General features: G+C 66.7%; 16 protein-coding genes and 1 pseudogene. 9 read left to right on the top strand and 8 right to left on the bottom strand.

Going from position 1 to position 26324, the window contains the following annotated elements:
• Positions 1-171 precede the first annotated feature (171 nt).
• Positions 172-4275 carry a hypothetical protein gene (locus ACFPIJ_RS48195; RefSeq protein WP_380126233.1) on the top strand — a complete coding sequence of 1368 codons (4104 nt, stop codon included), beginning with the start codon at positions 172-174 and terminating at the stop codon, positions 4273-4275.
• Between the two features lie 262 nt (positions 4276-4537).
• Here ACFPIJ_RS48195 and ACFPIJ_RS48190 read toward each other — a convergent pair whose 3' ends face one another.
• On the bottom strand, positions 4538-5950 hold the full coding sequence (locus ACFPIJ_RS48190; protein ID WP_380126232.1) for a hypothetical protein: 1413 nt from the start codon (positions 5948-5950) through the stop codon (positions 4538-4540).
• A 298-nt stretch (positions 5951-6248) separates the two neighbouring features.
• Here ACFPIJ_RS48190 and ACFPIJ_RS48185 point away from each other — a divergent pair, with 298 nt between their 5' ends.
• From ACFPIJ_RS48185 to ACFPIJ_RS48170, 4 genes are all read left to right on the top strand, one after another.
• Entirely contained in the window at positions 6249-8453 is a 2205-nt protein-coding gene (locus tag ACFPIJ_RS48185; RefSeq protein ID WP_380126231.1) for a DEAD/DEAH box helicase, read from the top strand.
• Positions 8454-8803: 350 nt separating this feature from the next.
• Positions 8804-13996: an NACHT domain-containing protein gene (locus tag ACFPIJ_RS48180; protein ID WP_380126230.1), complete on the top strand. Its 5193-nt coding sequence runs from the start codon at positions 8804-8806 to the stop codon at positions 13994-13996.
• 1033 nt (positions 13997-15029) lie between these two features.
• On the top strand, positions 15030-15581 hold the full coding sequence (locus tag ACFPIJ_RS48175; protein ID WP_380126229.1) for an HhH-GDP family DNA glycosylase: 552 nt from the start codon (positions 15030-15032) through the stop codon (positions 15579-15581).
• A gap of 93 nt (positions 15582-15674) precedes the next feature.
• Positions 15675-16487: an HNH endonuclease gene (locus tag ACFPIJ_RS48170; RefSeq protein ID WP_380126228.1), complete on the top strand. Its 813-nt coding sequence runs from the start codon at positions 15675-15677 to the stop codon at positions 16485-16487.
• 122 nt (positions 16488-16609) lie between these two features.
• Here the strand turns inward: ACFPIJ_RS48170 and ACFPIJ_RS48165 are convergent, their stop codons facing one another.
• The 3 genes from ACFPIJ_RS48165 to ACFPIJ_RS48155 form a co-directional block, all read right to left on the bottom strand.
• A complete protein-coding gene (locus tag ACFPIJ_RS48165) occupies positions 16610-17413 on the bottom strand; it encodes a DUF4145 domain-containing protein (RefSeq protein ID WP_360559806.1) in 804 nt (267 codons plus the stop codon).
• Between the two features lie 345 nt (positions 17414-17758).
• Positions 17759-19282, bottom strand: coding sequence for a tyrosine-type recombinase/integrase (locus tag ACFPIJ_RS48160; protein ID WP_380126227.1), 1524 nt, complete (start codon positions 19280-19282; stop codon positions 17759-17761).
• A complete protein-coding gene (locus tag ACFPIJ_RS48155; RefSeq protein ID WP_380126226.1) occupies positions 19272-19736 on the bottom strand; it encodes a hypothetical protein in 465 nt (154 codons plus the stop codon). Before ACFPIJ_RS48155 ends, ACFPIJ_RS48160 begins: the two co-directional genes overlap by 11 nt.
• A 516-nt stretch (positions 19737-20252) precedes the next feature.
• Between ACFPIJ_RS48155 and ACFPIJ_RS48150 the strand changes: the two genes are divergently transcribed.
• Entirely contained in the window at positions 20253-20486 is a 234-nt protein-coding gene (locus ACFPIJ_RS48150; RefSeq protein WP_380126225.1) for a hypothetical protein, read from the top strand.
• 31 nt (positions 20487-20517) lie between these two features.
• Positions 20518-21144: a hypothetical protein gene (locus ACFPIJ_RS48145; protein ID WP_380126224.1), complete on the top strand. Its 627-nt coding sequence runs from the start codon at positions 20518-20520 to the stop codon at positions 21142-21144.
• Between the two features lie 63 nt (positions 21145-21207).
• On the opposite strand, the pseudogene ACFPIJ_RS48140 reads toward ACFPIJ_RS48145, so the two are convergent.
• Positions 21208-22444 (bottom strand): annotated as a pseudogene (locus ACFPIJ_RS48140) (IS110 family RNA-guided transposase).
• Between the two features lie 331 nt (positions 22445-22775).
• Between ACFPIJ_RS48140 and ACFPIJ_RS48135 the strand changes: the two are divergent.
• Positions 22776-23444 (top strand): DUF6308 family protein, encoded by a 669-nt coding sequence (locus ACFPIJ_RS48135; protein WP_380126223.1) that lies wholly within the window; start codon positions 22776-22778, stop codon positions 23442-23444.
• Between the two features lie 33 nt (positions 23445-23477).
• On the opposite strand, the gene ACFPIJ_RS48130 is transcribed toward ACFPIJ_RS48135, so the two are convergent.
• The 3 genes from ACFPIJ_RS48130 to ACFPIJ_RS48120 all read right to left on the bottom strand — a co-directional run bounded on the left by ACFPIJ_RS48130 (position 23478) and on the right by ACFPIJ_RS48120 (position 25666).
• Entirely contained in the window at positions 23478-24053 is a 576-nt protein-coding gene (locus ACFPIJ_RS48130; protein WP_380126222.1) for a hypothetical protein, read from the bottom strand.
• Positions 24054-24457: 404 nt separating this feature from the next.
• Positions 24458-24952, bottom strand: coding sequence for a sensor domain-containing protein (locus ACFPIJ_RS48125; RefSeq protein WP_380126221.1), 495 nt, complete (start codon positions 24950-24952; stop codon positions 24458-24460).
• Between the two features lie 543 nt (positions 24953-25495).
• On the bottom strand, positions 25496-25666 hold the full coding sequence (locus ACFPIJ_RS48120) for a hypothetical protein (RefSeq protein WP_380126220.1): 171 nt from the start codon (positions 25664-25666) through the stop codon (positions 25496-25498).
• Between the two features lie 288 nt (positions 25667-25954).
• Here ACFPIJ_RS48120 and ACFPIJ_RS48115 point away from each other — a divergent pair, with 288 nt between their 5' ends.
• Entirely contained in the window at positions 25955-26233 is a 279-nt protein-coding gene (locus ACFPIJ_RS48115) for a hypothetical protein (RefSeq protein ID WP_380126219.1), read from the top strand.
• Positions 26234-26324: the final 91 nt, after the last annotated feature.

The raw sequence follows: 26324 nt of genomic DNA, 5'->3' as shown, positions 1-26324 counted from the left end.
TGCTGTCGGCCGGGTGAACCAACCCGCGCGGATCTGCGCCGTCACTCGTTCAGTCGCACCCCGACCGCCAAACAGCAGGGCGTCATCGGGGAATGTCGATCGAAGTACTGGAGGATGTATTTGCGAGCGTCTGCGGAGAGCCGGGCGCGGGTCAGGCTAGGTTCGACCGTGATGGCAGATCTCGAACGGTTCATTGGGGCGCAGCAGGCGACGCGGCAGCTCGACGGACCCTTGCTCCGCGAGGTTGATGGAACTGGAAGCGGTGTTGTCGAGCCGCTCGCGGGCCTGACGGCTCGTGCTGTCGTGCTTTTGCTCGGCGAACCCGGGAGCGGTAAGTCGCACGCTCTGCGATGGCTGAGCCAGCACTTCGGCGTGTGCCGCCCGGAGTGGGAAGTGCACCGCGCCGATCTCGTGCAGCACCATGATTGGTCACTGGAGACCAAGATCTTCGATCCCATCGAAGCGGCGATGCAGGCTGATGGACGGCAGCACGTGCTCCTGCTCGACAGTGTCGATGAGTGCAAGGCCAGGATCGGAACGCTCGCCGGCATCCTCGAGCGTCGACTGATCGAGCTGGTCGGCGCCGGGCTGCGGGTGATCGCGTCCTGCCGCAGCGGTGAGCTGGCCGGGCCCGTGCGGAACCTGTTCCAACGGCTCGGCGGTGACAGCGCCCTCGTGGAGCTGCAGCCGCTTCGCGCAAGCGACATCATGCAGTATGCAGAGGCGAAGGCCCTCGACGGTTGGACGTTTCTGCGACAGGTCCGGGCTGCTCGCGCTGAGTCGCTCGCTGCGATCCCGCAGACGCTCGACCTGCTTTGCGGCGCTGCGCTCGTCGACGTGACGCTGTTCGAGCGGCGTGCTGACCTATATGAATTCGGCGTAGGCAAGCTGCTTGCGCTTCCGGTGCGAGGTAATGAGCCGCCCAGCGGCGGGCGTGCGCGAGCACCGCGATCGCTCTGGGTCGCCGCTGAACGAGCCGCGGCTCTGACGCTGCTCACCGGGGCGTCCGGGGTGTGGATGCCACCTACAGCCGCGCCCCGCGGAGTGGTCCCCTCCGAGGCGGTCACGGGAGGCGAGCCGGACGGAGCCGGATCCACGGTCGAGCTTGTGACCGCGGATGCCTCGGCGGCGGTGGCCAGCCCGCTGTTCGCGCCGGCCGGGCTCGACGTTCGTGCAGTCGCGCACCGATCTTTCGGTGCATACCTGACGGCGCGGTTCTTGCAGCGGCGCGCACTCCCGGCCGCGCAGTTGCAGAGTCTATTGTTCGGCAGTGCTGCAGGGTGGGCGATCGTCCCGCAGCTGCGCGAGACTGCGGCGTGGCTGATCGCGCTGGAGCCCAGCCGCTACCGATGGCTTGTCGAGGCCGACCCACTCACGTTGGTGCGGTACAACCTCGTCCCTGACGACGTTGGCACCAGATCCGCAGTCGTGGCGATGCTCCTCGCGCAAGCTCACCAGTACCAGCATCTGCTGCGGCTGGATGATCACTTCTACGGGCTCCAGCATCCCGGTCTGGCGGCGCAGCTGGAGCCGGAACTGCGCAGTGCCGGCCCGGCGTCGAAGCTTGCCCTGGAGGTGCTGGCCGACTCGTACGTGCCGGGTCTGGAGGCATCGCTGCTGGCGATTTGCCTCGACGCGACCAGACCGCTTCGGGATCGCCAACGCGCACTGGCGATCCTGGCTGTGCATCAGGTCGACGAACAACTGCTGGAACTGATCGAGCGCACGGACGCGTTCCTGGTAGGTGATCAGGATGACCGACTGCTGGGGTCGCTGTTGGATCAGCTCTGGCCCCGGCTCCTGGATACGGCTGACATTTTGGCGCGGCTGGTTCCGTCACCGCCATTGCGCGGCGGGGCCTACGACCTGTTTCTCCATGATGCCGCAAGCAGGTTGCCGGACGAAGATCTTCCGGCTGCCTTGAAGTGGGCCGAGCGCCTGTTCAGCAGCGACAGCGAGCTGGACTCTAGCGGGCATGTATCCGCCATGGAGCGATCGCCCCTGACCGACTTTGTTGAGGAGGTCTGCACGCGAGCGGCGGCGTCGGGTAACGACGGGTACCTCCCGGTGCTGGCTCGGCTCTTCGGGGCACGAATCGCTGGTGGTGACGACGAACCGCCGTTTGGGCTCGGGGGCACTGACCGGCGTTGGCGTCGGCAGCTCGTGGTCCAGATGCTGGCAGCCGACGGAGTCGAGGGCACTCTCGGAGCGATGCTTGGCTTCGCTCGGGACTCGGACGGTGTGCCGTTGCTTGACGACGACGACTTCGTCTGGGCCTGCAACGAAGCCTTACGGCATGTCGACGACCCGGCATGGAGGGCCTGGTACGTCCTCGCGACCAGGTTGTACAACCCGGCAGCGTCAACGCATGACGACATCGCATGGCAGTACGAGCACAGCCCGCTGTGGACCGGCCTCGAAGGCTACTTCTACGTCCACCTCGATTCACCGCTGGCCGACATGCTGCGGCAAACACACGCCCGCCGTCGAGGCAAGGAGGAGAAGGTACCGGCGACGGCCCGTGACGAGTACGTCCAGCAGGTGCAGTCCCGGCTTGCGCAGATAGAGATTGAACCTGAGCACTACTGGATCATCGACCGGCTGTTAGACGTCGACGTCGCCCGCGGCGTCTACCGCGACCGCCTCTCCGACGACCTCAGCAAACTCCCCGGCTATGCGCTCTTGAGCGAGCTGGACCAGCGCCGGATCGATGAGGCAGCCTGGCAGTACATCTCGGCGGCCGAATCAATGCAGCTGCCGACGCATGAGAACGCCACGACGGTCTACCACAAGCTTGTTGCGGCATACCGGGCGCTCGCCCGCTGGCACCGCCTCGACCCGCAGCGGCTCGCACAACTACCAGCGAACCAGTGGGCCGCATGCGCAGAGGCGATCTTCACTTACCCCGCCCACGTAGTGAACCGCGACGCGGACACCCAGACCAAAGCCGACCTCCTCGCCGAAGTCGCGTCACGCGCGCCCGACGTGCTCGCCGACACGGTCAATCACCTGCTGGCCATCTTCAACGCCGATGACCAACCACTGGGGTGGCTTCGCGAACTCGCCCCTGTCATGGACACTCAACTGGCGAATGCAATCGCCGCCCATCTCGACGGGCCATCCGCCGCCAACCGCGCCGACATCCTCGATCTGCTGGTGCCCCGCAACGACCGACAGGGCATCGACTGGTGCACCCGCCAACTGCAAGGTGCACTTGATGTCGATGCCGGTGTCACTGCAGCAACAGTGCTGCTGAATCATGCTCCCGAGCAAGGCCTGCCACTGCTCGTAGCGGCCCTACGCCGCGAGCCTGCCACCGGTAGGGAGATCGCGCTTGCGCTCGGTCAACGCATGCGCCACCGACCTGTAGCGGTCATCGGCCACCACGACGCGGTCGCCGAACTCTACGAGTGGCTTGCAGAGCAGTTTCCTCCGCAGCAGGACCCGGACGAACGGCAGGCACACTTCTTTTCACCGCGCGAGCAGCTCGGGATGTGGCGCGACGAACTCCTCCACGGCCTGGTTGAGCGCGGCACCGAGGAAAGCCTCAGGGTGCTTGAGGATGTGCAGCGCCGTCAACCGCAACTGCCGCTCGACCGGGCCGTCCTGCTCGCCCGGGAGGTCACCCGCCAACGGACGTGGTTGCCGCCGACAGTCGCCCATCTGCACCAACTCTTACAGGACCGTCGGCGCCGACTCGTAACCGACGCTGCCGACCTGCAGTCGGCAGTCCTGGAAGCCTTGAGCACTATCGGGGGGTGGCTCACCGGAGAGACTCCGCAAGCATTCGCATTGTGGAATGTAACGCACGTGCCGGGCGAGCCCAAGGACGAGAACAGCATCTCCGACTGGTACTGCCATGGCTTGCGCCTGCTGCTTAAATTCTCCGGCATCGTCGTCAACCGCGAGGTGGAGGTTCGCCGTAAGCCGGGTGCAGGCATTGGGGAGCGCCACGACATCAGAGTCGATGCGGCCGACAACGCAGGCAACACGATCTGCGTCGTCATCGAGGTCAAAGGCTGCTGGAACGACTCGACCACGACCGCCATGACCAAGCAACTCGTCGGGCAGTACCTGGAACCCGCTGGCCACACGCACGGCGTTTACCTCGTGGCGTGTTTCCCGCCCGAGCAGGTTGAGGAAGGAGACAAGCGCTCGAAGGTCGCGCGCCACACCACGGATACATTGATCGAAAGCCTGACCGCGCAAGCGCGGGACCTCCCGGCGCCGTTCAGCGTTGGCGTTGTTGTGCACAAGGTGGCGCTGCCTGGATGAACTGAGTACAACGTCGCTACCGGCGTCGACGATCACGTTCGGGGGTGGCCGGAAGGCTGAGTCGCCCATCGACCGGGCAGCGGCGCGATGCAGCGAGCTGGTCGGGTGCGCTACGGGAAGCCATGGCCATGGATTGCGCTGTTGTCGCCACAGGAACGGCAAGCGCATGCTTCGTCATCATGACACCGGTCGACGGTGCCCTTGGTCGAGCGTTGGTCAGCCGGGTTTGGCTGCGGTCAATCCATCGGCCATGCCGTGCACTTCATCGGTAGCGCCGGCGTGATGGTCGTTCGCGCCGGTCGAGCACTCTGATGATGAGCGCCGTGCCGTCGGCGCCGACGGACACGGTGTCGCGCGATCGGCTGCGGGCTGCGTTCCACCAGCGGCGGAGCCATCCGGCGTTTCGGGCGTACCGGCTGAGGTTTCCTTCTTTGAGATCATGGTGGAGGCGTCGGTCGATGCCGCGGAAGACTTCGAGGGTTCGGCCGTCATTGAGGGGCATCAGGTGGGATGTGCCGGTGAGGACCGGGCCCGACGGCATGCGTACCTGTGCGCTGATGGTGTCCGGCCACGTGTCTTCCAGGGGCAGCATGGCGCTGCTGTAGCCGCGCTGGCGTGGGCTGGTGTAGTCCACGGCGGTGGTGCTGTCGCCGGCGAACAGCAGTACCGATGCGGCGACGGTGCGGTTCATCACCTGAGCCAGCCAGGACCGGTGGCTGGCAGGAATGACGTACGGCGGGGTTGGCGTAGCGGCTGCCGTCGCCGGGGTTGACGGCGCAGTGCTGCCCGCTGAGTCGGCGGCGTCGGGTTGTGTTGCCTGCTGTCGAGCTCGCCACTCGAGCTCGTCCGGTTGCTCTGCCAGCAGCTCGTCGTAGTCGCTCGTGGGCCCGGTCCACAGTTCGTCGTCGCCGGGCGGGTCGAGGACATAGGAACTGACGCCGCTGCGGAGCAGCCGGGAGGCGACCATCAGGCCGTACATCGGGTGATCGCCGATTGCGACGGTGCCAACTTGGAGACAAGCGTCGGCGAGTTGCTTGTACACCTGCCGCATGGTGCCGTGCGTTCCCTTGCACTCGAGGACCGCGATGCGCACCTTGGTTTGCGCGCCGGAGCGACGCCACCCGATGAGAAAGTAGTCGGGTCGCTTGTTTGTGCCGGGCTTGTTGCCCACTCTGCCGGTGACGTCGTTGACGTAGCCGTGCCGCAGGGCAACGTCGGCGTCGACGACGTGGAAGAGCCAGCCAGGGTGGCGTCGTTCGAGGACAGCGCGGGCGACGACGAGCGCGAGACCGATTCCGAGCTGCTCGGACTGGGTCACCTTGTGGTGGTGCACCACATCTTTGGACGCGTACGAGGTGAGGCGCATGAGCTGCTCTCGACCGGCCTCGAGCGTGGCGCAGTAGCGGACGTGCGCCCAATGCTGGGAGACGGAGAGGAACGGCGATCGGGTCAGGAAGGTTGTCGCGACGCCGAGTTCTCGGAGGATGTCGGCCGGCCTGGTTTGCAGGATCGAGGCTACCGCCACCGGGCTGGGTGTCTTCATGTAGGGGGTTCCTGCGGTTTTCGTCTTTGCCTGCTTGGCGAGTATCGAGATCGACTCGGCGAGTTCGATGTCCGACCTGACGGGCAGGCGAGCTGGGCTGGCAAGGTGTCGTAGGACGGGTCCGATGTCCATGACACCTCCACCCTCCACCGCATTGTTCGACGACGCTCGATAGCCTACGCGATTATCTCCCTGAGTACCTGGACGATCGCAATCTGTCGTCGTGAATGAATCGGCCAAGGCTCGCGATATACGCGCCGGGGGAGCGTCCCTTGCATCGACGACGGCCTTCCTCGGCGGTACTGCACTCGGTAATATCCTCACCACGTAGAGCGCTGGGGGTGTGGGTGGAAGCTGAAGCGAACTCGCACCGGCCGACGTGTGCGGCACAATCGGCGTGGCAGACGGCCGATCGCGGCAGCGCCCCTTGATGACGACCGGCACCTCGGCATCCGCCGAGTCGATGCGGCTTGGCGCCACCCGGCGGCTGCTCGACGACGGCCAGGTACTCCTCCAGCAGGCCGACACACTCCGTGACGCAGTCGCTGAGCTACAACGCGACGTCCGCGTCGAACACGAGCGGCTCCGCTCGCGACTGATCGCAGAACAGCTTGCCGGGATGCGCGCCGACACGCTGCGAACACCATCCGGCAAAGCGATCCGCAACATCGCAAAGCTCCCCCAGTACGGCTTCGACAGCGTCCTGGCCGTTCTGGGGACGTCCGCCGCTTCACTGCAGCAGATTCCCGGCATCGGTGCGTCGACAGCCGAAGCGATCCAGGCCGCCGCGCAGGCCGCTGCTGCCGCCGTCGAACACGACACCGTCATTCGTTTCGACGCGGATGAAGCACCGGCGAGCCACGTCGAACTGCTCCGTCTTCTCCACACGCTGGCCACCGTCATCCGGGTACACGCAGCCACCGCCGACCGGGCGGCCCACCTCGCCGTCACCGTGGATCGGCTCCTGGCGGCAGCATCGCCGGCCGGCCGCATAGGCCATCGCATCTTCGCGCTGCCGACGCGCCGACGCCGAGTCCAGCAGGCACTCATCGACCTGCAAGCACAGCTCGGGACCGTGGATGCCGTCATCGTCCAAGCGGCGCTTCACGACATCGGCCAGGCCATCGACAAGGCCGCCGGCACCTCGCCCGCGACGCTGTGGGCCGACTACGTCCGGGCCGCTGCTCTCTATCAGACGCTGCTGGCCGAAGCGCGTGGCGTGCCGGTCACCGACTCGGACGCCACGACCGGATTCGTGCCGCCCCTCATCGAGAAAGCGGCGCGAAAGGTCGCCCTCGACACCAGTCTCCTGCGGGTGCGGCTGCGCACCTATCAGGTGTTCGGTGCCCAGTACGCGATCGACCGCCGCCGCGTCATCCTTGGCGACGAGATGGGCCTGGGCAAGACCATTGAAGCGATCGCAGTCATGGCCCACCTCGCCGCGCGCGGCCAACGGCACTTCCTCGTCGTGTGCCCGGCCAGCGTGCTGTACAACTGGATCCAGGAGATCGAGGAGCACAGCGCGCTGAGCGCGTTCAAGGCGCACGGAGATGACCGTCAAGGCGCGATCGCAGCATGGACGACGTCGGGTGGTGCGGTGATCACAACCCTGGAGACCCTACGTCGGCTGACGCTACCCACCGGGCTCCGGCTCGACCTCCTCGTCGTCGACGAGGCGCACCTGATCAAGAACCGGTCAGCACTGCGCTCCCAGTCGGTAGCGGCGCTCGCCGGTGACGCCGCTCGGGTGCTGCTCATGACCGGAACACCGATGGAGAACCGGGTCGAGGAATTCCACAGCCTCGTCAGATACGTCGACGAAGGCCTCGCCGGGAGGCTGCTGCCGGGAAACCTGGTGCTCAGCGCTCGGTCGTTCCGCGTAAAGGTGGCCGAGGTGTATCTGCGCCGCAACCAGGAGGACGTGCTCAAGGAGCTCCCCGAACGGCTCGACGTCGACGACTGGGTCGAGCTTCGTGCACCGGAGCGGCACCGGTACCTGCAGGAGGTCCGCGAACGGCGGTTCGCTGGCATGCGACGGGCCGCCTACCTCATCGGCAGTGAAGAGGTCACTGCGAAACTCGAGCGACTCAAGGAGATCGTCGATGAGTCGGCGGCCAACGGGTGGAAGGTCGTCGTGTTCTCCTACTTCCGCGACGTCCTCGACCGGGCGGACAGAATTCTCGGTGAGTCGCCCCGGTTCCACCTCACCGGCAGCACCCCGACCAGCCGCCGACAGCAGATTGTCGAGGGGTTCCGGCAGCACGATGGGCACGCGGTGCTGATCGGCCAGATCGAAGCCGCCGGCGTGGGCCTCAACCTCCAGGCCGCCTCAGTCGTCGTGATCACCGAACCTCAACTGAAGCCGAGCACCGAAGATCAAGCCATTACGCGCAGCTACCGCATGGGACAGCCCCGCATGGTCCGGGTCCACCGGCTCCTCGCCAAGGACTCCGTCGACGAACGAATCCTGCAACTGCTCGCAACCAAGCGCAGCTTGTTCCATGCCTATGCCCACGAATCCGAAGCCAAGAACGCCGACTCGGCAGCGGTGGACACCTCGTACGCCTCGATCGACATCTCGGCCGCCGACGAAGCGCAGATCATCGCAGCGGAGCGCGCCAGGCTCGCGTCGTAGAAGACAGCACCTGCGCGGCTGTCGCAGTGTCAGTCGTGGTCCTCGGTACGCCACTCGTCGGTCCAGTCCAGTTAGGCCATGCGCCCGTCCACAGCCTGTCTACCTGTCCGGGAAGCCTTTGCGGCCCGCTGTTGGTCAGGACCGGCCGCTGGCAGGGGAGCCGTTCGATGCGGCGCATGAGTGCGGCCAGCTGGTCGTCGGCCTCGGTGAGGTCACCTGACACGTAGGAGACGAGCAGCTGGCGTGGGCTCGCGTCCGGGATGTTGTTGCCGGTGTCCAGCACCGTGCGCCAACCCAGCGTCGCTGGGTTGCATAAAGTGAGTGCGTCGGGCGGTCGGGGAGGTACGACGGTGGGGATCGCAAGCGAGTCCGAGGTTCATGATCAGGCCGAAGCGGTCCTCTGGGCTGCACCGACCGGACGGCTGCCCGAGCCGCCGGTCGAGACCAACCTCCAGGTGCTGCCTCTCGGTCAGTTGACCTGGCCTGACGCCGAGAAGCTCTTCCTGCGTCTTCTGCAGACTGTCCGGCCGGTCACGTACGCGAAGTTGTTCGGCACGCCCGGCCAGGGGCAGCAGGGCATCGACGCGTATGCACGCTTGCCCCTGGATCTTGTAGCTGTCGACGCCGCCGGCCGGGACTACATCACGCTTCAGTCGCGTCGGGTGCAGGCGTTGACCGCTCTGAAGATCGAGAGGGCGGTGGACGACTTCCTGAAGGGCGACTGGTCGGACAAGACCCGCACCTTTTACTACGCGACGTCATACGACCTGCAAGACACCAAGCTGGACGAGGAGCTCCGGACGCAAGGCGATCGTCTGGCCGCGCTCGGGGTGACTTTTGTCCCTTGGGGCGTGCAAGAGGTGTCAGCGCTGCTGAAGGACCAGCCGTGCATCGTCGATGACTTCTTCGGCAGGAGCTGGGTCGAGGCCTTCTGCGGTCCTGAAGCAGCCCGAGCGTTGGCGAATAACCTGCCCGCGTTGGAGAGCAGGGAGCTGCGCACGCGGTTGCGGCAGCTCTATCAGGCGGTGTTTTCCGCCCAAGGCGGCATGCAGCAGACGGAGGACCCTGCCCCCGAGCAGCAGTTCGTGATTGTGCATGTCGACCCGCGGCCGCAACAGCGCGGCGTCGTGGACGTTGAGCAGCCGAACACCGAAAGCTCGATCAGATCGGGGCATCCGGAGGACGGCTTCACCTACGTCGCCTCGCGCCTGGGTGCTCGCCGCCAGTCGTTCCGGTCCGCCCAGCAGCTCATCACCGCCGCCACGGCGGAAGGACCGAATACGCAGGGTGCCGTGCCGGCCGACGAATGGCTGGCCGAAGGCAAGTATCGCCTCGTCATCGGCGGTCCGGGCGTGGGCAAGTCGAGCCTGCTGCGGTTTGCGGCGGCCGACCTACTCGCCGAACGGCCGCAGTCGATCACGCTGCAGCGCGAGCACGGCGGTGACCTTCCCGTCTGGCTTCCCTTCGGGTTCCTGTGCCGGCACCTCGACGCCTCGACGGAAAATTCGCTGGTCTCCGCCGTCGAAGCGTGGTTGTCATCGCAAAGCGCCGCCGATCTCTGGCCGCTGGCCCAGCGGGCGCTGCACGACGACCGGCTGATGCTGTTTGTCGACGGCATCGACGAATGGAGCGATGTCAGCTCAGCCGAACGTGCCCTCGGCGTCCTCGAGGCGTTCTTGGGCCGCTCGAACGCCGCCGCAGTTCTCTCCACCCGCCCTTACGCCGTCGACCGGCTCAATTGGCAGCGCCCCTGGGCCCATGCCCAGATCACGCCGCTGACCGACGGGCAACGCCGCAGTATCGCTGCGGGGATTCTGCAGCGGAGCACGGCTTCTGAAGTTGACCCAGAGCCACGGCTGCACTGGGGCGCCGGCGTGGAGGCATTCCTAGCCCAACTTGAAATTTCCGCCGACCTCGCTCAGCTGTCACGGTCGCCCCTGTTCCTCACGCTGCTCGCGACGACCTGGCAAGGGGAGCCGTTACCCCGCCAAAGATTCAAGATCTATATTCGTCTCGTCGAACTGCTGATCGAGAAGCATCCTCAGATGCGACAGCGGGCCTCGCACGCTCGCGGCGGCCCGCTCCCGGCCGCCGACGCCAGCACACTGTTCGCCGCAGTCGCCTACCGGCTGCGCCTCAAGGACGCAGCCGGCGTCGCCACCAAACAGGACATGCGGAAGCTCATCGTCGAGTCGATGGTCGATGACGAAGTCCTCGGATATCAGCCTGCCGAAGCCCGACGGCTGGCCGACGCGGTCCTCGCGATGGCCGAAGAAGAATTCGGCCTGATCGTCTCGCACGGCGCTGGCTCCTACGGATTCCTGCACCGCGTCGTACTCGACCACCTGGCCGGCCAGCACCTGGCGATATTGGCGCCCGACGACCAGCTCGACGCTATCCGGCGGTTCGTTCACGATCCTGCCTGGCGCGACGTGTTGCTCGCCCTGCTCAGCGCTCAGGTCAGCCCGCACACCACCGAACCCCTGCTCGCTGCGGCACTGAACGTCGGTGATCACGTCTGGGCGGACCTCGATGGATACGAGCTGCTGGCCGACTCGCTGGCCGCCGGAGTCAGACTCACCCCCCGCGTTCAGGCCGCCCACACCAAGGACCTCGTGGAGCGGGTGGAGAATCATCCCTATACCTGGCACCGAGCCAACCTGATCACCGCGCTGGTCGCAACGCTCGCGAGCCCCGCCGCCAGCAGCCACCTGTTGCCCATCCTGAAACGGTGGCTTACCGCGCCGCGTCCCGAGCCATCCGCGACCATGTGGGCCCTGCGCGATCTGCCCATCGCCGACGAAGAGGCCGCCAAGCATCTTCTCTGGGGCCTGCGGCATCCTAGCGACGAGGTGAAGCTCAACGCGGCTGGAGCTCTCGCCCGACGGCTCGGTGGACAGCCACACGTGGTCCCGCCGCTGGTCGCACTCACCGAGACCGGGCCCAGTTCGTCCACCCAGGCGACCGCTATTCATGCTCTTGGCGAAGGATGGCCGGATGCTCCGGAAACCGGGCGCCTGATCGAGTGGGGCCGCCACCAATCGTCTACTGCGCTGCGGCTCGTGGCGCTGAACCTGGTTTTCAAGGCCGCTGAGCCACGAGACAGCTCCGCGTTCCGGGCAGAGGAGCGTACCTGGCTGCTCTCCATGCTCTATCACGAGGACTACAGTTGGGGGCCCTGGCCAGCTGCGGATCTGGTCGCGGCCTGCGCCGTTGGGAATACCGAGGCCGCCGACTTCGCGCTGGAAACCCTCAAGACTAATGGGCGGACCGGGGGTGATCGTGGTCTGGCGTGGCATCTGGCCTGCACGGTCTTCGCTGATGATGCCCGCTTCAAAGGCTGGGTCGCCGAGCAACTGGCCAGCAAGGACGAGCACAGCCTGATCCTCTACAACCTCGGCGCGGTTCCCAAGCAGTGGTGTGACGACCCGGTCTTCGCCCAAGCCCTACGTCCGCGCCTACAAAACGACCTGGCGAAACTTGCTTCTTTCGGCAGCGCTGGTCTGGCTACCGCGCTTCCGCCCGATCAGGCCACCACGGTACTGCTGCGAGGCTTGGATGGTATGCGCCCGTACGGGGTGGCCCGCGTCCTGGCCGACAAGTACGGCGGCAACGAGACCGTCCGCGAGGTGCTGACCGGTAGGCTGCGCGGCCCCTACAAGCAGGCGGCGCCCCTGGCCGGCGTAGCCGTTGATGTGCTCGGTCCCGAAGAAGGTTTTGCCGTCCTCGTCTCGCTGCTGCGCCAGCCCGCTGGGGCCGGACGGAACCAAGAACGCGTGGTCGTTGCCGAGGCTGTCGCCGAGGCGTGGACCCGTCTGACGACAACCGCCGACGAGTTCGGCGCCGGAGCAGCCGCCTCCGTCCTCGCCAGCTATGACCCGGCAGAACTGGCTGCCTTGTGCACGGCTGTCGAACCCCACCCATTGACCTGGCATGTGGACGCCGTCATCAACGCTTGGCCGTCCCAGCCTGCCGTACAGGACTTCGCCGAACAACTCATCGCCGACATCCGGACGCTCACCTCCGGCATCCCGGACACCATTCCGGTCGCCATTCTCCGCAGCTACTGCACCCAAGACGACGCAACGTCACGGGACCTCTGCGCCAAGGTGTGGGCTCAGCTTGGGCACGTGGAGCCGGAACTACGCGAAGTGCTGACGTTCGAGCTGACCCGCAGCGCGCTCACCCTAGACGAGCTCGTCGAGGTGCTATCCGAGTGGGAGAAGGAGCCTGACTCCGAAGTCCGCCGCATTGCCTTCATCGGACTGGTGCAAGCGATCAAGCGCCACCAGAAGACACACGACCAGACGGCTGGCACGGACGTGATCACCGACCAGATGCAGTGGCTGGTGCAGAAGATCAAAGCTAACCTCTGCGCCTACGGCCCCGACCTCGACGACCTGCGGCAGCTGGCATGGACCGGCATGCTGATGCTCGGTGACATCACCCTCATCGACGGCATCACCGAGCGGATCGGCGAATCCCGCCCCGTCGCCGTCACCCTCACCAAACTCCCCGAAGGCGCCATCGACCAGATCTTGGTCGACCTCATCGCCGAGCATTGGGACCGCCTACGCCAGTACTTCGGCGACGACCTGTACCAACGCCTCGACCGAAGCTCCGGCGACCGCACCAGGAGCGATGCGGACAGCCGGCACGACGTCATGGCGGCCTTGGCGACGACAGCTGCCCGGTTCCCGTCCATCGCGGAGATCCTGCGCCATGAAGCCGACACCGATCCGAAACTCCGTGAAGACCCGAACTTCCTACTCTGGGCAAAGCAGGAGAATCGCGGCGACGAAACCGTTCTCCGCGCCCTCGCCGGCAAGCTTGGCGCCACCAGGCACAGCTGGGCGAACCAGGTCCTTGAAGCGGTGCTCGACAGAGACAGCTGGGCCGTGCCCGACGACACCTTCAAAGCAGTGCTCACCGACGACGCGCGTACCGACCCATCCGGCGCGCGGAGGTACAACAGGGCCAAGCTCGCCGCCTACGTGGAACTCTTCCCCAACGATGCCGTATCCAGCACCGCGTTCCGAAACCTCGAAGCATGGTTCCAGGACGACGAGACCCACCGCGCGCCACGAGAATGGGACGACACCTTGGCGTTAGCGCTCGCGCTCGCTCCTCCGCAGGACCTTCCTGTGATCTTCCTCCGCGTTCATGAACGCTTCCGCCACGCCAGGATGACGCATCTCCTACCCACCCTGCTTAACCCCCTGATGCGGCGCCTGCGACGCGACGCGATCGCAGTCGACGCCTTCAAGACCGCCGTTCGCGAACCGATGGGTATCGCGCAGCAAACTCCTCTGTTCGAGATCGAGGCGGATCCCATCGCTCAGCAATGGCCAGACATGGTGCCGGCGCAACGGGCCTATCTCTTCGCCCTCGCCCTACGGCAAGCAGGAGCGCTACCACACCATGAAGTCGCCGCCGTGATGCAGACACTAACGTCCATCTCACCAGACATCGTCGTGGACAATCCATTCACCGAATGGCAAGGGCCGCTGCGTCTGGCGGTCCTTGATCTTCTGCACGGCTAGGCCAGATTCCCAGCTTGCCGCCGCAACAGCACCTGCGATGGTCAACTCACTGCCGTCGCCTCGGCGGATGTGCAGAACGCGCCGTCGTCGGCGAGGGCGATGGTGCCGCCGGCAAGCGAAGGAGGTCGCCGAGAAATGAGGTCGCCGCGGACGGCTTCACCGCGGCAGAGCACCGTGCAGCAGCCGTGATCGCGGTGATGTATCATACTCCGGCCCTCGATAAGGTCAAACGGCAGGGGTCTTCGATAAGGCGTGGCTCCTGGTCAGCGGTCTGGCACACGACGATCTGGACCTGCGCATCTACCGCGGTTCGCTTAAACGTGCGGTGTTCATGGCGGCAGGACAGTTGGCGGTCACGCAGGACCAATTCCGCCGGGTCCACACCCTGGCGCTCAAGCGTCTGGCCACACGGGACGGCGTCCAGGGCCTGCGCCACTTTATCGACACCGACCCTGGCAGTATTGACGCGATCCGTGTCCTCGCCCTCCATGAGAGCTCGGCAGCACGGCAGATGGCTGCCGTTCTGTGGTGGCGGCGGCGCGTTAGAGAGCGACCCCATTCGCGGACGTCGTTTATCGCGGCTGGCGGCGCCCGGTCGGCGACCTACGCCGTCCGGGTTGGGTCGGGATGCTTTCGGCCCCACACCGCAGCGCTGCGACTCTGCCGTGTTCAAGGCCTCGCCTCGCTAGACCACCTGGTGGCCGTCGATGGGCTGCGCGAGCGGGTGCGGCCGCCTGGTTCCTCTGGGGCCGCGTCCAGCACTCGGTCGAGCTCGAGTACGCCGATCGCGACTTGCAGTTGGAAGCCGCTGGCAAGCACGGCGAGCCATTACTGAACCTTGGTCTCGACGTTCCAGGCGCCTTGGCGAGGTCGCTGATGTCGGCCTTGTGTTTGAGCTTCTCGGCGAACGCATCGAGCTTGTCGATGACCTCGTTGCATCGCGGTTACCTCGATGCGCGAAGATCGTAGGATGCAGGACCCAGCCACCGGGCTCGTGCCTCACACTGTTGCACTAGCTTCGCACGTCCAGCGTGTGGACCTATCGATCGACGTGCACCGGCAGAATGGCTACGGTCACGTGGGCGCCATCCTCGTTGACGCTATCCTGCAAGCTGGTATGCGATACGAGACGGTGAACGCCCGAGCGCACCGGTTCCGCTCCGAACAGCCAGATGCGGACACAACAAGTGGTCTGTTGGCACTCGGCGGCCCAGATCGCCTACGCGAGATGCTCAAGTGGCCCGGCAAAAAGCCGGACCGCATCCATCGACTTGCCCTTCACCTGGCTACCCACGGCGTCGATACGGTCGAGCAACTTGCGGCTTTCGTCAGCAACCGAGAGAACGTCACCGCACTCTGTGCGATAAACGGTGTGGGTCCAAAGACCGCGGATTACCTGTGCATTCTGGCTGGCGTGTCCACTGCAGCAGTCGATGTTCATCTTCGTTCGTTTGCCGCCGACGCCGGCTTGCCGGATCTCTCATACGGCGACCTGCACAGCTGCTACTTAGGGGCCGCTGAGCGCCTTGAAGTGGATCCCCGGGACCTGGATCGTGCGGTCTGGAGGTATGTCTCGGGTCGTTAGAGCAACGACCGTGGTGAAGCCCGATCGGGCAACCCCAACGGGCCGACAGCAGGGGCAGACGGTGAGCGCCGAACAGGGGCAGGCAGTGATGCGATGAGCGAGTACGTCTATCCAGTCAACGAGAACGACCCGGAAGCGTGGGGATACGACGAGCGTGTACTCGACATGTTCCGAGCCGTCCGACCAGGCGGCATTGCCGATTGGCACCTCGGCAGCAGCTTCCGCCTGCTGAAGGCCGGCGACACGATCTGGGTGTATGCAGGCGTTCCGTACTCTCGGATCGTCGCGCGCGGCGTTGCCGTTGATGGTCCTCGCTGGTCGGAAGCCCATGCCTGTTGGCGGATCTACATCCAGTGGGATACGCAGACGACTAGGCAGCTCCTCTCCGCCTCGACGCCGCCCGAGGTCCTGTCCTCGTCACCGCGGACCGTACGCACGCTCGACTCGGCCGAAACTGACCGGATACAGGACTGGCTCGATGCCGTACGTGCACCGCGGCCGCAGATACTGCCGAAGTCCCGCATGCGGAGACTCCAGCAGGTGCTGGACCGGCAAGGCCAACCGGCATTCCGGGCCGAACTTATGAAGGCCTACCACGGGCGGTGTGCGATCAGCGGGTGCGATGTCAGCGACGTGCTTCAGGCCGCTCACATCGACCCAGTCGCCAGCGGCGGGCGTGACCACGTCAGCAACGGCCTATTGCTACGTGCGGACCTGCACAACCTCTTCGACAAGACGCTCATCTGGGTCGACGGCCGCAACCGTGTCCGCGTAGATCCAAGACTCAAGAACTCCGAGTACGCCGAGTTCGATGGAGTATTGCTACGTCAGCCGAGCGGATCCGCGAGTCGACCAGACAAGGAAGCGCTCCGTCGTCACCGAGAGCGAAGCCTCAGCAGCTCGTAGTTGGCGCTCGCAGGCACAACCTCCGACACGCGTCACAGCGAGTCCGCCCGGCTAGCGTCGAGTCCCGACGTCCGCACGAGCAGGACAGCCAGCGAGAACTGCCACGGACCGGTCCGGGTGATTCACTCCTTGGCGGAGGTCGCTATGTCACGAGGGGCTGGCCCTCGGTGCTCGTTCACCAGGGCTGCACGGCGTTTCAGGTCCGCCTCGCTTGGGTCGTAGAGCAGCCGCAGCGCGTGGCTAAGCATCTGAGCGCCTTCCAGGACGTCCTGAGGGCTTAGCCCCGACTCGTGGCTGCCGGAGTTGCCAATCCACTTCACCGCCAGGAGCATTTCGGCGGCATCGGGCTTGGTCTGGGCGAATTCCGTGATGCGCTCGTGAGCCGTTCGAGGCTTAGGCGGCTGCCCGCCACCCTGCGTGTTGACCGGTCTGTACTTGTCGATCGCCTGCACGGTCATCAACTCCTCGACCGCCACCCGCAACCGGCCCGCGGCTCCGGCCGAGTCGGTCCACATCACCACCGCGGCCGCGCAAGCTGCGTCTTGAACCGTCTTCGGCGTGAGCGGTGGGCAGGCCACGATCGACGGCGCCGGGTACGCGAACCGCAACCGATACCGCTCGGCGTACCGCTCCTGATAGTTCCATTCGTTGAGGGGAGTGGGTTTATCGACGACCTCAAAGCCACCGGCCACCGCCACACCTTCCAGGCAGCCGGAAAGCGAGCAGGTCAGAACGCCGGTAAAAACGCCCGTTATCCACTCCGGTTCGAAGCCCTCAGGGCATTCGGCCTCGGACTGACGCGACACTGCGGAGCGCTGCGTGACGAACTCACCAGTCTTCTCCAGATGGCCACGCGAGCAGGAGGGGCAGACGATGTACGGCAGGTCGAAGAACCAGTCGGTCAGCGGAAGAAGCGGGTGGTCCACCCCGGACACCGTACGCGGCCACGAATCTGTGCGCCATCCACATTCCTGCGGTACAGCTTGACCCACGTCGTGCCACTTCTGTCCGGAGCGCACCATTCGACCTCTCCGGTGGGCAGCGCCGGAACGGGCGGAGCGGTCGCCGGGCTTGCCGCGGTCGACCGGGCTCGGGGCCGCCGGTCAGATCGCCCATTTTCCGCCCGGACCTGGATCAGCCACCCATCGGCCATTCGTCACCCGTTCGGGGATTTTCCTTTGAACGCCGTGCCCAGACGGCCGACGATGGGCAGGCGGCAACGGCGTCAGCGTGGCCGTCCTGCTGCTCGGCACGACAGTCACCGCGTTCCATCAGCGGGCCGGCGTGGGCAGCACCCGCTTCGGCGACAACGCGTGGAAGAACGCCCCGGCCGTCGTGGCCCGCAAGGGGTTCGCGGCGATGATGGCCGGCCGGGACCACGTCATCGGTGGTGGCCAGGCCAAGGTCGTCGCCAGCGCGGCCGCGCACGTCGACGAGGTCCGCCGCGTCGATTTCGACCCGCTGACCGCGGCGCAGCAACGGCAGCTCGGCGCCATTGCCGAGCGAATGCTCCGCGCGGCCCGCCGAGCAGGATGCGGGCCTGCTTCGCGCCGGCGTCGTACGCGGCCAGTGCCTGGGTGGACCGGTTCTGGTTGGCGAGGGAGACGGCGACGGTGTTGCCGGACATCAGCCCGTACCAGTGGTAGAGCCACCAGGCGCCGGTGGCACGGTTGTTCTGGGTGACGAGCTGGTCGAGGTCGCCGGGTGGGGCCCAGTAGGGGTAGAGCGTTCGCCAGGACTACGCAAACAGGCTTGGCAGCGGTGTTCAAGGTCGAGCTAGACCACCGTTGTACCTGTCGATGGCCTGGGCGAGCGGGTGTGGTTGCCCGGTCATCGCGGCGAGGGCGCCAGCGACGGCTTGCAGGTCGGCGCGGATGTAGGTCGTGGTGGCAGGTCCGGTGGTGTCGGTGTGCGCGGGCGGTGCCGTAGCCGAAGTGCCGTTCGACCCAGGTGAGGGTGGTGTGGCGCAGCCAGTGGGCGGTGATGCCCTGGGCGGCGACCCAGGGCAGGTGGGTGCCGATGCGGTGCCAGAGCTGGTCGTAGCGGCGGCTGGTCAAGGCGCGACCATTGCGGTACCGAAGCAGCGGGTCGGTTGGTACGACGGCGCCGCGGACGGCGGCGTGCTGGACAAGGCTGGCGGCGAGATCGAGGCTGATCGGCTGCCAGCGCATCGTGCCGCCCTTCTCGCGCAGCAGGAGCAGACCGCGTTCGGCGTCCAGGTCCTGCAGCCGCAACCCGAGCGCACCGGCGCGCCGGCAGGCGGTTTCGGTGTGCAGGCGCAGCAGCAGCGCGTCCAGGATCGTGTCGTTGCCGGTCGTGCGAGCGACCAGGTTGATGTCGGTCAGCTCGGCCGATGTCAGCGCCCGCCGTGTGGTGGGGAGCCGGCGGGGCTTGCGGACTCGGTGGGACGGGCTGTTCGCGGCATCGATGAGGCCGTCGGCGATGGCCACGTTGTAGAAGGCGCGGGCGGCGGCGATGAGCAGCTCGCCGGCGTGGCGGCCGCCGCGGCTGTTGCGCCGGGCTCGGGCGTTGCCAACGACGCGTCGCTGGAGCGCCTGGATGTCGCTCGCGGTGATGGTGTCGATGGTGAGGTCGCCCCAGGCCGTGGTCATGCGCTGCCAGTAGCTGCGGTACGCGCGTAGCGCGCCGGGGCCGGCCGCGGCGAGGACCTGCGGGAGGTACTCGTCGAACGTCGGCAGCGTGGGTCGGGCGTCGCGCTGCAGGTCGGCGAGGGTGACACCGAGCTCGGCCAGGGCTGTCCAGGCGGCGTCCAGCCGTGCGCGGTCAGCTGCCATCGCCTGCGGCGAGCTGGTCGGCCAGGACTAGCGCGATGGTTCGGGCCGGGTACACCAGCAGCACGTCATGGGCGGGATCGGCGAGCAGGACGACCACGGCGCCGGCAGCGAGGTGGCACAGTTGCCGGACCGACGCCGGGATGGCGAGCAGGCCAGTGGCGCCGATGGCGTGCCGGCCCACCGGGTTGGACCTGGCCGTGACGGCGCCGTGTGCGATGTCGAACTGCACACGGTGCCCGGGTGGCCAGCCCAGCCGGTGCAGCAGCGGGCGTGCCGAGATCCGGCCGGACGGATCGAGCCGGCCGACGTCAAGGTGTGGCTCGACCTGGTCGGGCCCGGTGGATCGTGCGGGCAGGTGGGGCAGCGGCGGCCGTGGTGGGCGGACGCGGGGGAGTGGTACGGGGATGAGCGCCGCGATCATCTGCTCGGCCGGGGCCGGAACGCTGCGCCGCACGCGGATCATCGTGGCCGCCTGAGCGCGGTCCGCGCATGGCGAAACCCGACCGGGTGGTCACCCGCTCGGGTCTGCTGCTGGGATGCTACGAGTATGTCGATCTTGGTAAACATTCACCAAGACCAGTGTCGAAGGTCCGAGCGTGACCAAACCCCCATGCTTGTCGGACCATCGACAACAATCAAACTAGCGTAGGTTGCTGGACGGCGCGTTCGCGACGCCTGTCAGAGGGCTACCGTAGCCGGGTCGTCGCACGAGTTGCCGGACGGGCGGTGCGATTGCGGCGACCTCAATCCTCGGACCGGCGTCAAGGGCGTCGCTGATTGCCGCCCGACGCGGCCCCCAATATCTAGTTGAAGAGGTTGGCGGCGCCGTTTTCCGGTCGATGCTGCCCGATCTTGTTGGCGGCCGAGCGCCGCTGAGCGCTCGTGTCTGGCAACCACTGGTGCGTCTGGACGAGCGGATCGCGGCTATGAGCGTGTACCGATCGTCGGCGGTGAGCCGTACCCTTTCGCTGTGCTGGTTGTCGGAATCCGCCCTTACTCGGGCAGCTTCGTCTTCGGCGAGGTCACTGTGGGCGCCGAAGCGCTGGCTGCTCTGCGCGTAGAAGTGCCGCCCTACGCCGCGACGTTGTCCTGGCCGGACGATCCGGACGTGCGCGTCGGCGTGACGCTGCACGGCGCGGCGGAGTGCTCGATCGCGATACGACGAGACCTGCGGCAGAAGCGGACGCCGTCTACAGTCCTGTGATCTGGTCGTCGCCACCGACGGAGGGCGGGGCATGGGCTATTGGGGCACGCTCATCGCGGTTCACGGCAGTCGGACGCCGACGGCTCTGCAGGATCTCGACGCGACTGTCCGCTCGCATGAAGGCGCTGCTCGCGGTGACGGTTGGCGGGTCTACGACGTGCCTGACAACGTGCTCGGACGAGGGCCTGATGTTCTGCTGGGCCTGGCAGCCGCCTCGTCGAGCCCGGTGATCGCCGCGTACATCGCCGACAGCGACTACGGTCAAGTGGTCGCGGCAAGTCCGTCCGGTGACCGGTGGGGCGTCTGGCTTGATCGAGGCACCGCCTATGCGTTTGAACGCGATCACCACGTGATGAACGGGATGCCTCACGCGGCTGCGCGGCGCTGGGCCGACGAAACGATCGCCGCGTTCGGCTGTCCGCCCGCCGAGGCCGTACGGCATGCGATCGGCTGGGCGGCTGAAGCGGGGTACACGGTCCAGGCCGGGGCAATCGGACAGATCCTGCGCACGGCACGCCGGCCGGGGCTCGCCGCGCGGCTGAGGCTTCCAGGGACGCGGTATGTCTTCGCCGAGGACGCGTACTTCGGCCTTCTCGATAGCTTGGGTCTGCCTCGTGCGAGCGTCAGCAACGCTGCGCGGCATTTGGATGAGGCGTGAGCCGACCGTCCACCAGCCTGCACAATCGCGCACCTCGCGGCAGACATCCCATGTTCTTTCGTGTCAAGAGGCTGGCTGGATATGGGCCCAGGCGGTGTCTTCGTTGTAGGTGGTGTTGGTCTTGAGGCAGCCGTGGAGGATGCCGACGAGGCGGTTGCCGAGCTGGCGGAGTGCGGCCTGGTGCCCGATGCCGCGTTTCCGCATGGCGTCGTAGTAGGTGCGGGCGCCGGGTGAGCCTCTCATGGCGCAGAAGGCCCACTGGTGTATGGCGTCGCCGAGGCGGCGGTTGCGGGCGTAGCGGGCCAGCACGACGCGGCGGGTGCCGGAGGCGCGGGTGATGGGCGAGGTGCCGGCGTGGTTCTTGCGCGCTTTGGCGTCGGCGAACCGCTTCGGGGCGTCACCGAACTCGCCGAGGACCCGGGCGCCGAGGACCACGCCGAGGCCGGGCTGGCTCAGGTAGCGGTCAGCGTCCGGGTGTCGGCCAAAATGGTCGGCCACCACCTCGCCGAGTTGAGCGATCTCGGTGTTGAGCGCGGCGATCAGGCGCACCTGGGCGGTCACGATCGCCGCGTAGGCGGTCTGCACCGGGCCGGGTTGCCGTAGCTGTGCGGTGCGGAGAAGTTGTTGCAGGCGAACGGTTTTGGCGTTGATGCCGTGACGGTTCGCGCGGCGCAGCGCTGCGCTGATCTGCGCGCGGCTCAGCGCCGCAGCCCGGTCGGGGTCCGGGGCGTGGCCCAGCAGTTCCAGCGCGTCGGGTGTGGTTAGGTCGTCGAAGGCGTGCAGGGCGGCGGGGAAGAACTCCCGTAGTGCGCTGCGCAGGCGGAGCACCTGTCTGGACCGGTCCCAGATGAGCGTCTGGTGCGTGCGGGCGACCAGCTTGATCACCTCGGCCTGGTCGCTGTCACCGACGATGAGACGGTGATGGGCGTGGTCCAGCCGTACGATCTCGGCCAGCACGTGCGCGTCGCCCGGCGTCGGACTTGGCGCCGGAGGTGGAGTGCCGTTCCCGGTAACGCGCCACCGACATCGGGTTGATCGCGTAGACCTGGTAGCGGGCCGTGACCAGTGCCTGTACCCATGGGCCGCGGTCGGTCTCGATGCCGACTTTCACCAGGCCGGCCGCTTCGTTCGGGTCGAGGTCGGCGTAGTCGGCTGGCAGGTGCTGGGCGATCAGCGCATGAAGGCGGGTCATGCCCTCCAAGCCCTCGGGTAGTCGGGCCCGGGCCAGTTTGCGTCCCTGCTCGTCGACGAGTTCGACGTCGTGGTGGTCCTCGGCCCAGTCGTCTCCGACGTACAGCATCGCGCCCCTCCCTTGTGGACGGTGTAGTCCTGGCAGCGAGGAAGAGACCCCAGCGATCTAATGGCCGAGTGCTCACCACACACCGGCGGGGCACCTCATCCCATCAGCTGTCCAGCCTCCTCACGACCAGCGGGCGCACGGTCTGCCGCAAGACCTCAAAGGCCAGATGAGAAGAGTGCTGACCGCCAGCCGCTACCGGAGCCATCCTGCACCAGCAGGCTGACAAAACCCATTAGATGAGTACGCCAAGATCGGCTGATCGCATCACACGCCGATCGGCCACCGCGTCTTCGACCTGTGATTCCGGGCCGTCGAGGACGACAAAGCAGCGATGTCTGAACATGTCGCACCACCCTCGCCCTCAGCGCTGGCCGAAGGGTCCATCGAGCAGGTCGAGAGGGTCGCAGCAGCCATTGACGATCTGCTCGCCGATCCGCGGACCGCAGCGGCGGTGCAGCGGTTCTACGACCCCGCCACCCAGTTCGCTGGCGACACGTTCCTCAGCCTCGCCCCCAACGACCCCCAAACCATCGGCCCTGCCGACCTTCTCGCCGTCAGCCTCCTCACCGTCACCCCGGGCGCGGTCGCGGTCCGCACGCTCCTACCCGGCGGCTTACTCGCCGATCAGGTCTCGGAACTGCTGGCCACGATCCCCACCTGCACCCCGCTGTGGGACGCCACCGACCTCGACCTGACGAGGGCCAGCGCGTTGTGGACCCTGCTGAAGACGACCGTCGGGGTCAGGTCCACGATCGCCGGGAAAATCATGGCCCGGAAACGCCCGGAACTCATCCCGATCATCGACAGCGTCGTCGCCAACCGACTGGCCTGCACACCCGGCACCTACTGGACCACCTTCCGTCGCGTCCTGCAGAGCCCCGCCCTACGGACGCGCGTTGCCGCTCTCAAACCAGACCAACCGGTCCTGAGGATCCTGGACACGGTGATGTGGATGCACTGGCGGCGCCACGGTCTGACCTCAGCTCCAACGCCCACCTGAAGCACCCAGTGTTACGCCGCCGGCGCGACACTGTCATCCTGCTGGCAGCCCCGTCGGCGGATGGTGGCCACCATGGTCGGTTGCCCCAGGCACGCGTTCAGTCGGCCAGGTGTTACACCACAGACACGACCAGCACAGGTTCGCCACACCGTTCGAACCGCCGTTGAACCGCGCCAGCCGATGCCCGAGCGATCCGACCCGCCGACCCACCGCAGCCCACGCCACCGGCCGACCACCCGCACCCGACGGCCGACCCTCCACCGCCAGGCTCCCGCAGTGTTCGCAGCGACCTTGGGCGGCCTGCAGGATCTCCCACACCGTCGCAGCGGTGACCCTGCAGTCCGGCGGACCGGACATCAGGCGGGAACGATTCGCCGTCTTCGCCTTCAGCCGACACCACTGCAACCGCTGCTGCACGGACGTCGACGCCAGGAACTCTGCCCATGACATATACAGCAGGGGCGGCCGGGCCGCATCGTCGATGTCCGGCTCCGGCGCGAAGGGCATGGGATACGCCCGGGCCAGCAAGTCCCGGGCCTGTTCGGGCGGCAATCCCTCTGCAAACTCGAGCAGCTCGGCCAGCGTCGGCGCCTCACGCATCGGCTCCACACCCACTATGGTCCACCACCACCGCCACAATGGGATCGATCAGTGCCGGTAGCTGCGACGGAGCCGAGCGCATCGCGACAGATGTGCGCGCGAGCAAGTGGCTCCGGCGGCCCGCGTTACGGTCTGAGCACAGTCGCGGTCGGTGTCGTGCCGCACGCATCGTGGCGGAGGTTATCCCAGGTGCTGACCGGCGCAGTCGAGGTGTACGCGAACGATGGTGTGCTCGTCGTGGGGTCGACCGGCTGGCCGGACCTGGCCTGGGGCGACGGCCCAGCGCATGCGGACAGTCGACACGTGGTGATCAAGACTCGCGGGCAGGTCGATCACATGCCGGCACAGATGTGGCCCTGCAAGGCAGACACCCCGCTCTGCGGCAGGAGCGTTTGAGCTGTCCGGCCGGACGCTCACCCCTTCGCGGCGTCGGTGTACCGGCCGACCTGTTTGGTGAGCAGGTCTGCGGCGACATCGCCGGACACGTTCATCAGCCCGCCGACGCCCGCGCTGACGAGCATCGGCCCGGACAGGGCGAAGCCTTGCAGCACCGTGGCACCGTCAACGTCGATGCGGATGCCGATGGTCTTGTCCCCAACCTTCGGCATCGACATAACGGCGTAGGTGTTCTGCTTGCCATCCATTTTCTCGCCCTTGCAGGTCTGCATCGCCGTGACGAGCGCGTCGAACACGGCAGCGGCCTGCGCCGCGTCCGCGTACTGCCGCAGACCGACCGAGGCGACCTCGGCGCTCAGCCCACCACCCTTGATGAACAGCCTGCGCGTCTGGACTGTGGGCGTGTGCGGCTGCTGGTAGTTGCAGAACGTCTTGTCCTTTGGCGGTGTCTGGTCGGGATCCTCGCTGTACCCGGTGGGCATGTCGGTCACCTGCAGCAGCGCCGCGGTCAACGCCGGCTCGTCCAGCGTCCTGACCACCCGAGCGGTCGGCGACGGGCTCGACACCGACGCCGGCACCGACGCTGCGCGGCTGTCCGGGGTCGACGGCTGTCCGGCGCCCCCGCCGCAACCTCCCACAGCAAGCAGGACGACCCCTGCGACAGCAGCAGCAACAGCGCGACGACGGCGCTCCATCCGGTCCCCTCAAGGCACGTATTTGCCGGCTGGTGCGGGCGGCCCGCACCAGATCGCCTGCGACCGTAGCGCACCACGAACATTCGCCACGGCACAAGTTACTCAACCGTTGCGCTCCCTGGCGCACCACCGGCACAAGCGGACAGTTTCTCCGGGTCGCTGGACGTCGGGTCCGGGCAGGTCCAGTTCTCCTGGACCGCTGACAGTGTCAGTACCGCCGTCGTCAACGACCAGCCGTTCGGCAACTCGGCACTCTGGTCGTTCACCGGTCAGGCCCGGCTGGCACGCTGATCGGACCTGTCGTTCACTGTCCAGCCCAGCTGCGTGGCGGGCGGACCACCACGCTGGGAACGACCTCGCCTACCCGGCGGCCGGGTAGGCGAGCATCAGGGCCATTGTCACCGAGCCCTCTGGTACCGGCGTGTACTCGACCGTGTACGGTTCGGCGCTCAGGCCGGGCTCGGTCCGGTCCCGACCGGTACGGGCGACGAGAACGATGGGACCGTACGCGGAGAGCACGTAGTGTGCCACGCCACGGAAACCGTCACCGCCGAGCAACGCGGCGTCGGCGTCTCAGGACTGGACACGGCGATCCGAAGGCAGGTCGGGCTCTCTTGTCATGAGAGGTTGGCGTTGACGCGCTGGCGGCTTCCCAGAATGACAGTTCCGGCCTGGTCGATTCCTCGTGTATGTCCGTTGAAGGTTCCCCTCACGGAGGTCCAAGATTCCAACGACGCAGGGATTTCCGACGTCGGACGCGCGCGACTTGCGGCAGATGTGCGCGGTTGACGTGGAGTACCGGCGTCCTAGGCTGGGGGCATGGCGGGCTGGAGCGAGGAAGAGTACATCCAGTACCTGCGGGACGAGCGACGCCGCTACGGGTGGGTGATGCAGCGTCACGGAGGTCTCGACGCCATCCAAGCCGAGAGGGCCGCGGCGAAGCGGTATCCGTTCGAGGCGAGCGACGCGCCCTACCGAGGACTCGTGTTTCATAACGAGGCGTGGCATTGGGCGATGCGGGACATTCACGGAGACGAGTATTGGATCTCGCACCCACGCCTTGTTGAGCCGCCAGCCGAGTACGAAGCGCTCGATTGAACTCCTGCCGGAACGCGACGCTGAACGTCCGCTCATCGGCATTATGCAGGTAATCCTTGTCAAGGGGTCCGGGGAAGTTGATCGTGGATTG

The sequence above is a fragment of the Dactylosporangium cerinum genome, from assembly GCF_042653625.1.
Classification (GTDB): Bacteria; Actinomycetota; Actinomycetes; order Mycobacteriales; family Micromonosporaceae; genus Dactylosporangium; species Dactylosporangium cerinum.
The sequence above is the reverse complement of the archived record's forward strand: the minus strand, read 5'-3'. Positions and strand labels throughout refer to the sequence as shown.

Bases quoted from the DNA above. Each gene is read 5' to 3' on its own strand.
- ACFPIJ_RS48195 (WP_380126233.1), top strand. From the start codon at position 172: ATGGCAGATCTCGAACGGTTCATTGGGGCGCAGCAGGCGACGCGGCAG.
- ACFPIJ_RS48190 (WP_380126232.1), bottom strand. From the start codon at position 5,950: ATGGACATCGGACCCGTCCTACGACACCTTGCCAGCCCAGCTCGCCTG.
- ACFPIJ_RS48185 (WP_380126231.1), top strand. From the start codon at position 6,249: ATGACGACCGGCACCTCGGCATCCGCCGAGTCGATGCGGCTTGGCGCC.
- ACFPIJ_RS48170 (WP_380126228.1), top strand. From the start codon at position 15,675: ATGAGCGAGTACGTCTATCCAGTCAACGAGAACGACCCGGAAGCGTGG.
- ACFPIJ_RS48160 (WP_380126227.1), bottom strand. From the start codon at position 19,282: ATGGCAGCTGACCGCGCACGGCTGGACGCCGCCTGGACAGCCCTGGCC.
- ACFPIJ_RS48145 (WP_380126224.1), top strand. From the start codon at position 20,518: ATGGGCTATTGGGGCACGCTCATCGCGGTTCACGGCAGTCGGACGCCG.
- ACFPIJ_RS48135 (WP_380126223.1), top strand. From the start codon at position 22,776: ATGTCTGAACATGTCGCACCACCCTCGCCCTCAGCGCTGGCCGAAGGG.
- ACFPIJ_RS48115 (WP_380126219.1), top strand. From the start codon at position 25,955: ATGGCGGGCTGGAGCGAGGAAGAGTACATCCAGTACCTGCGGGACGAG.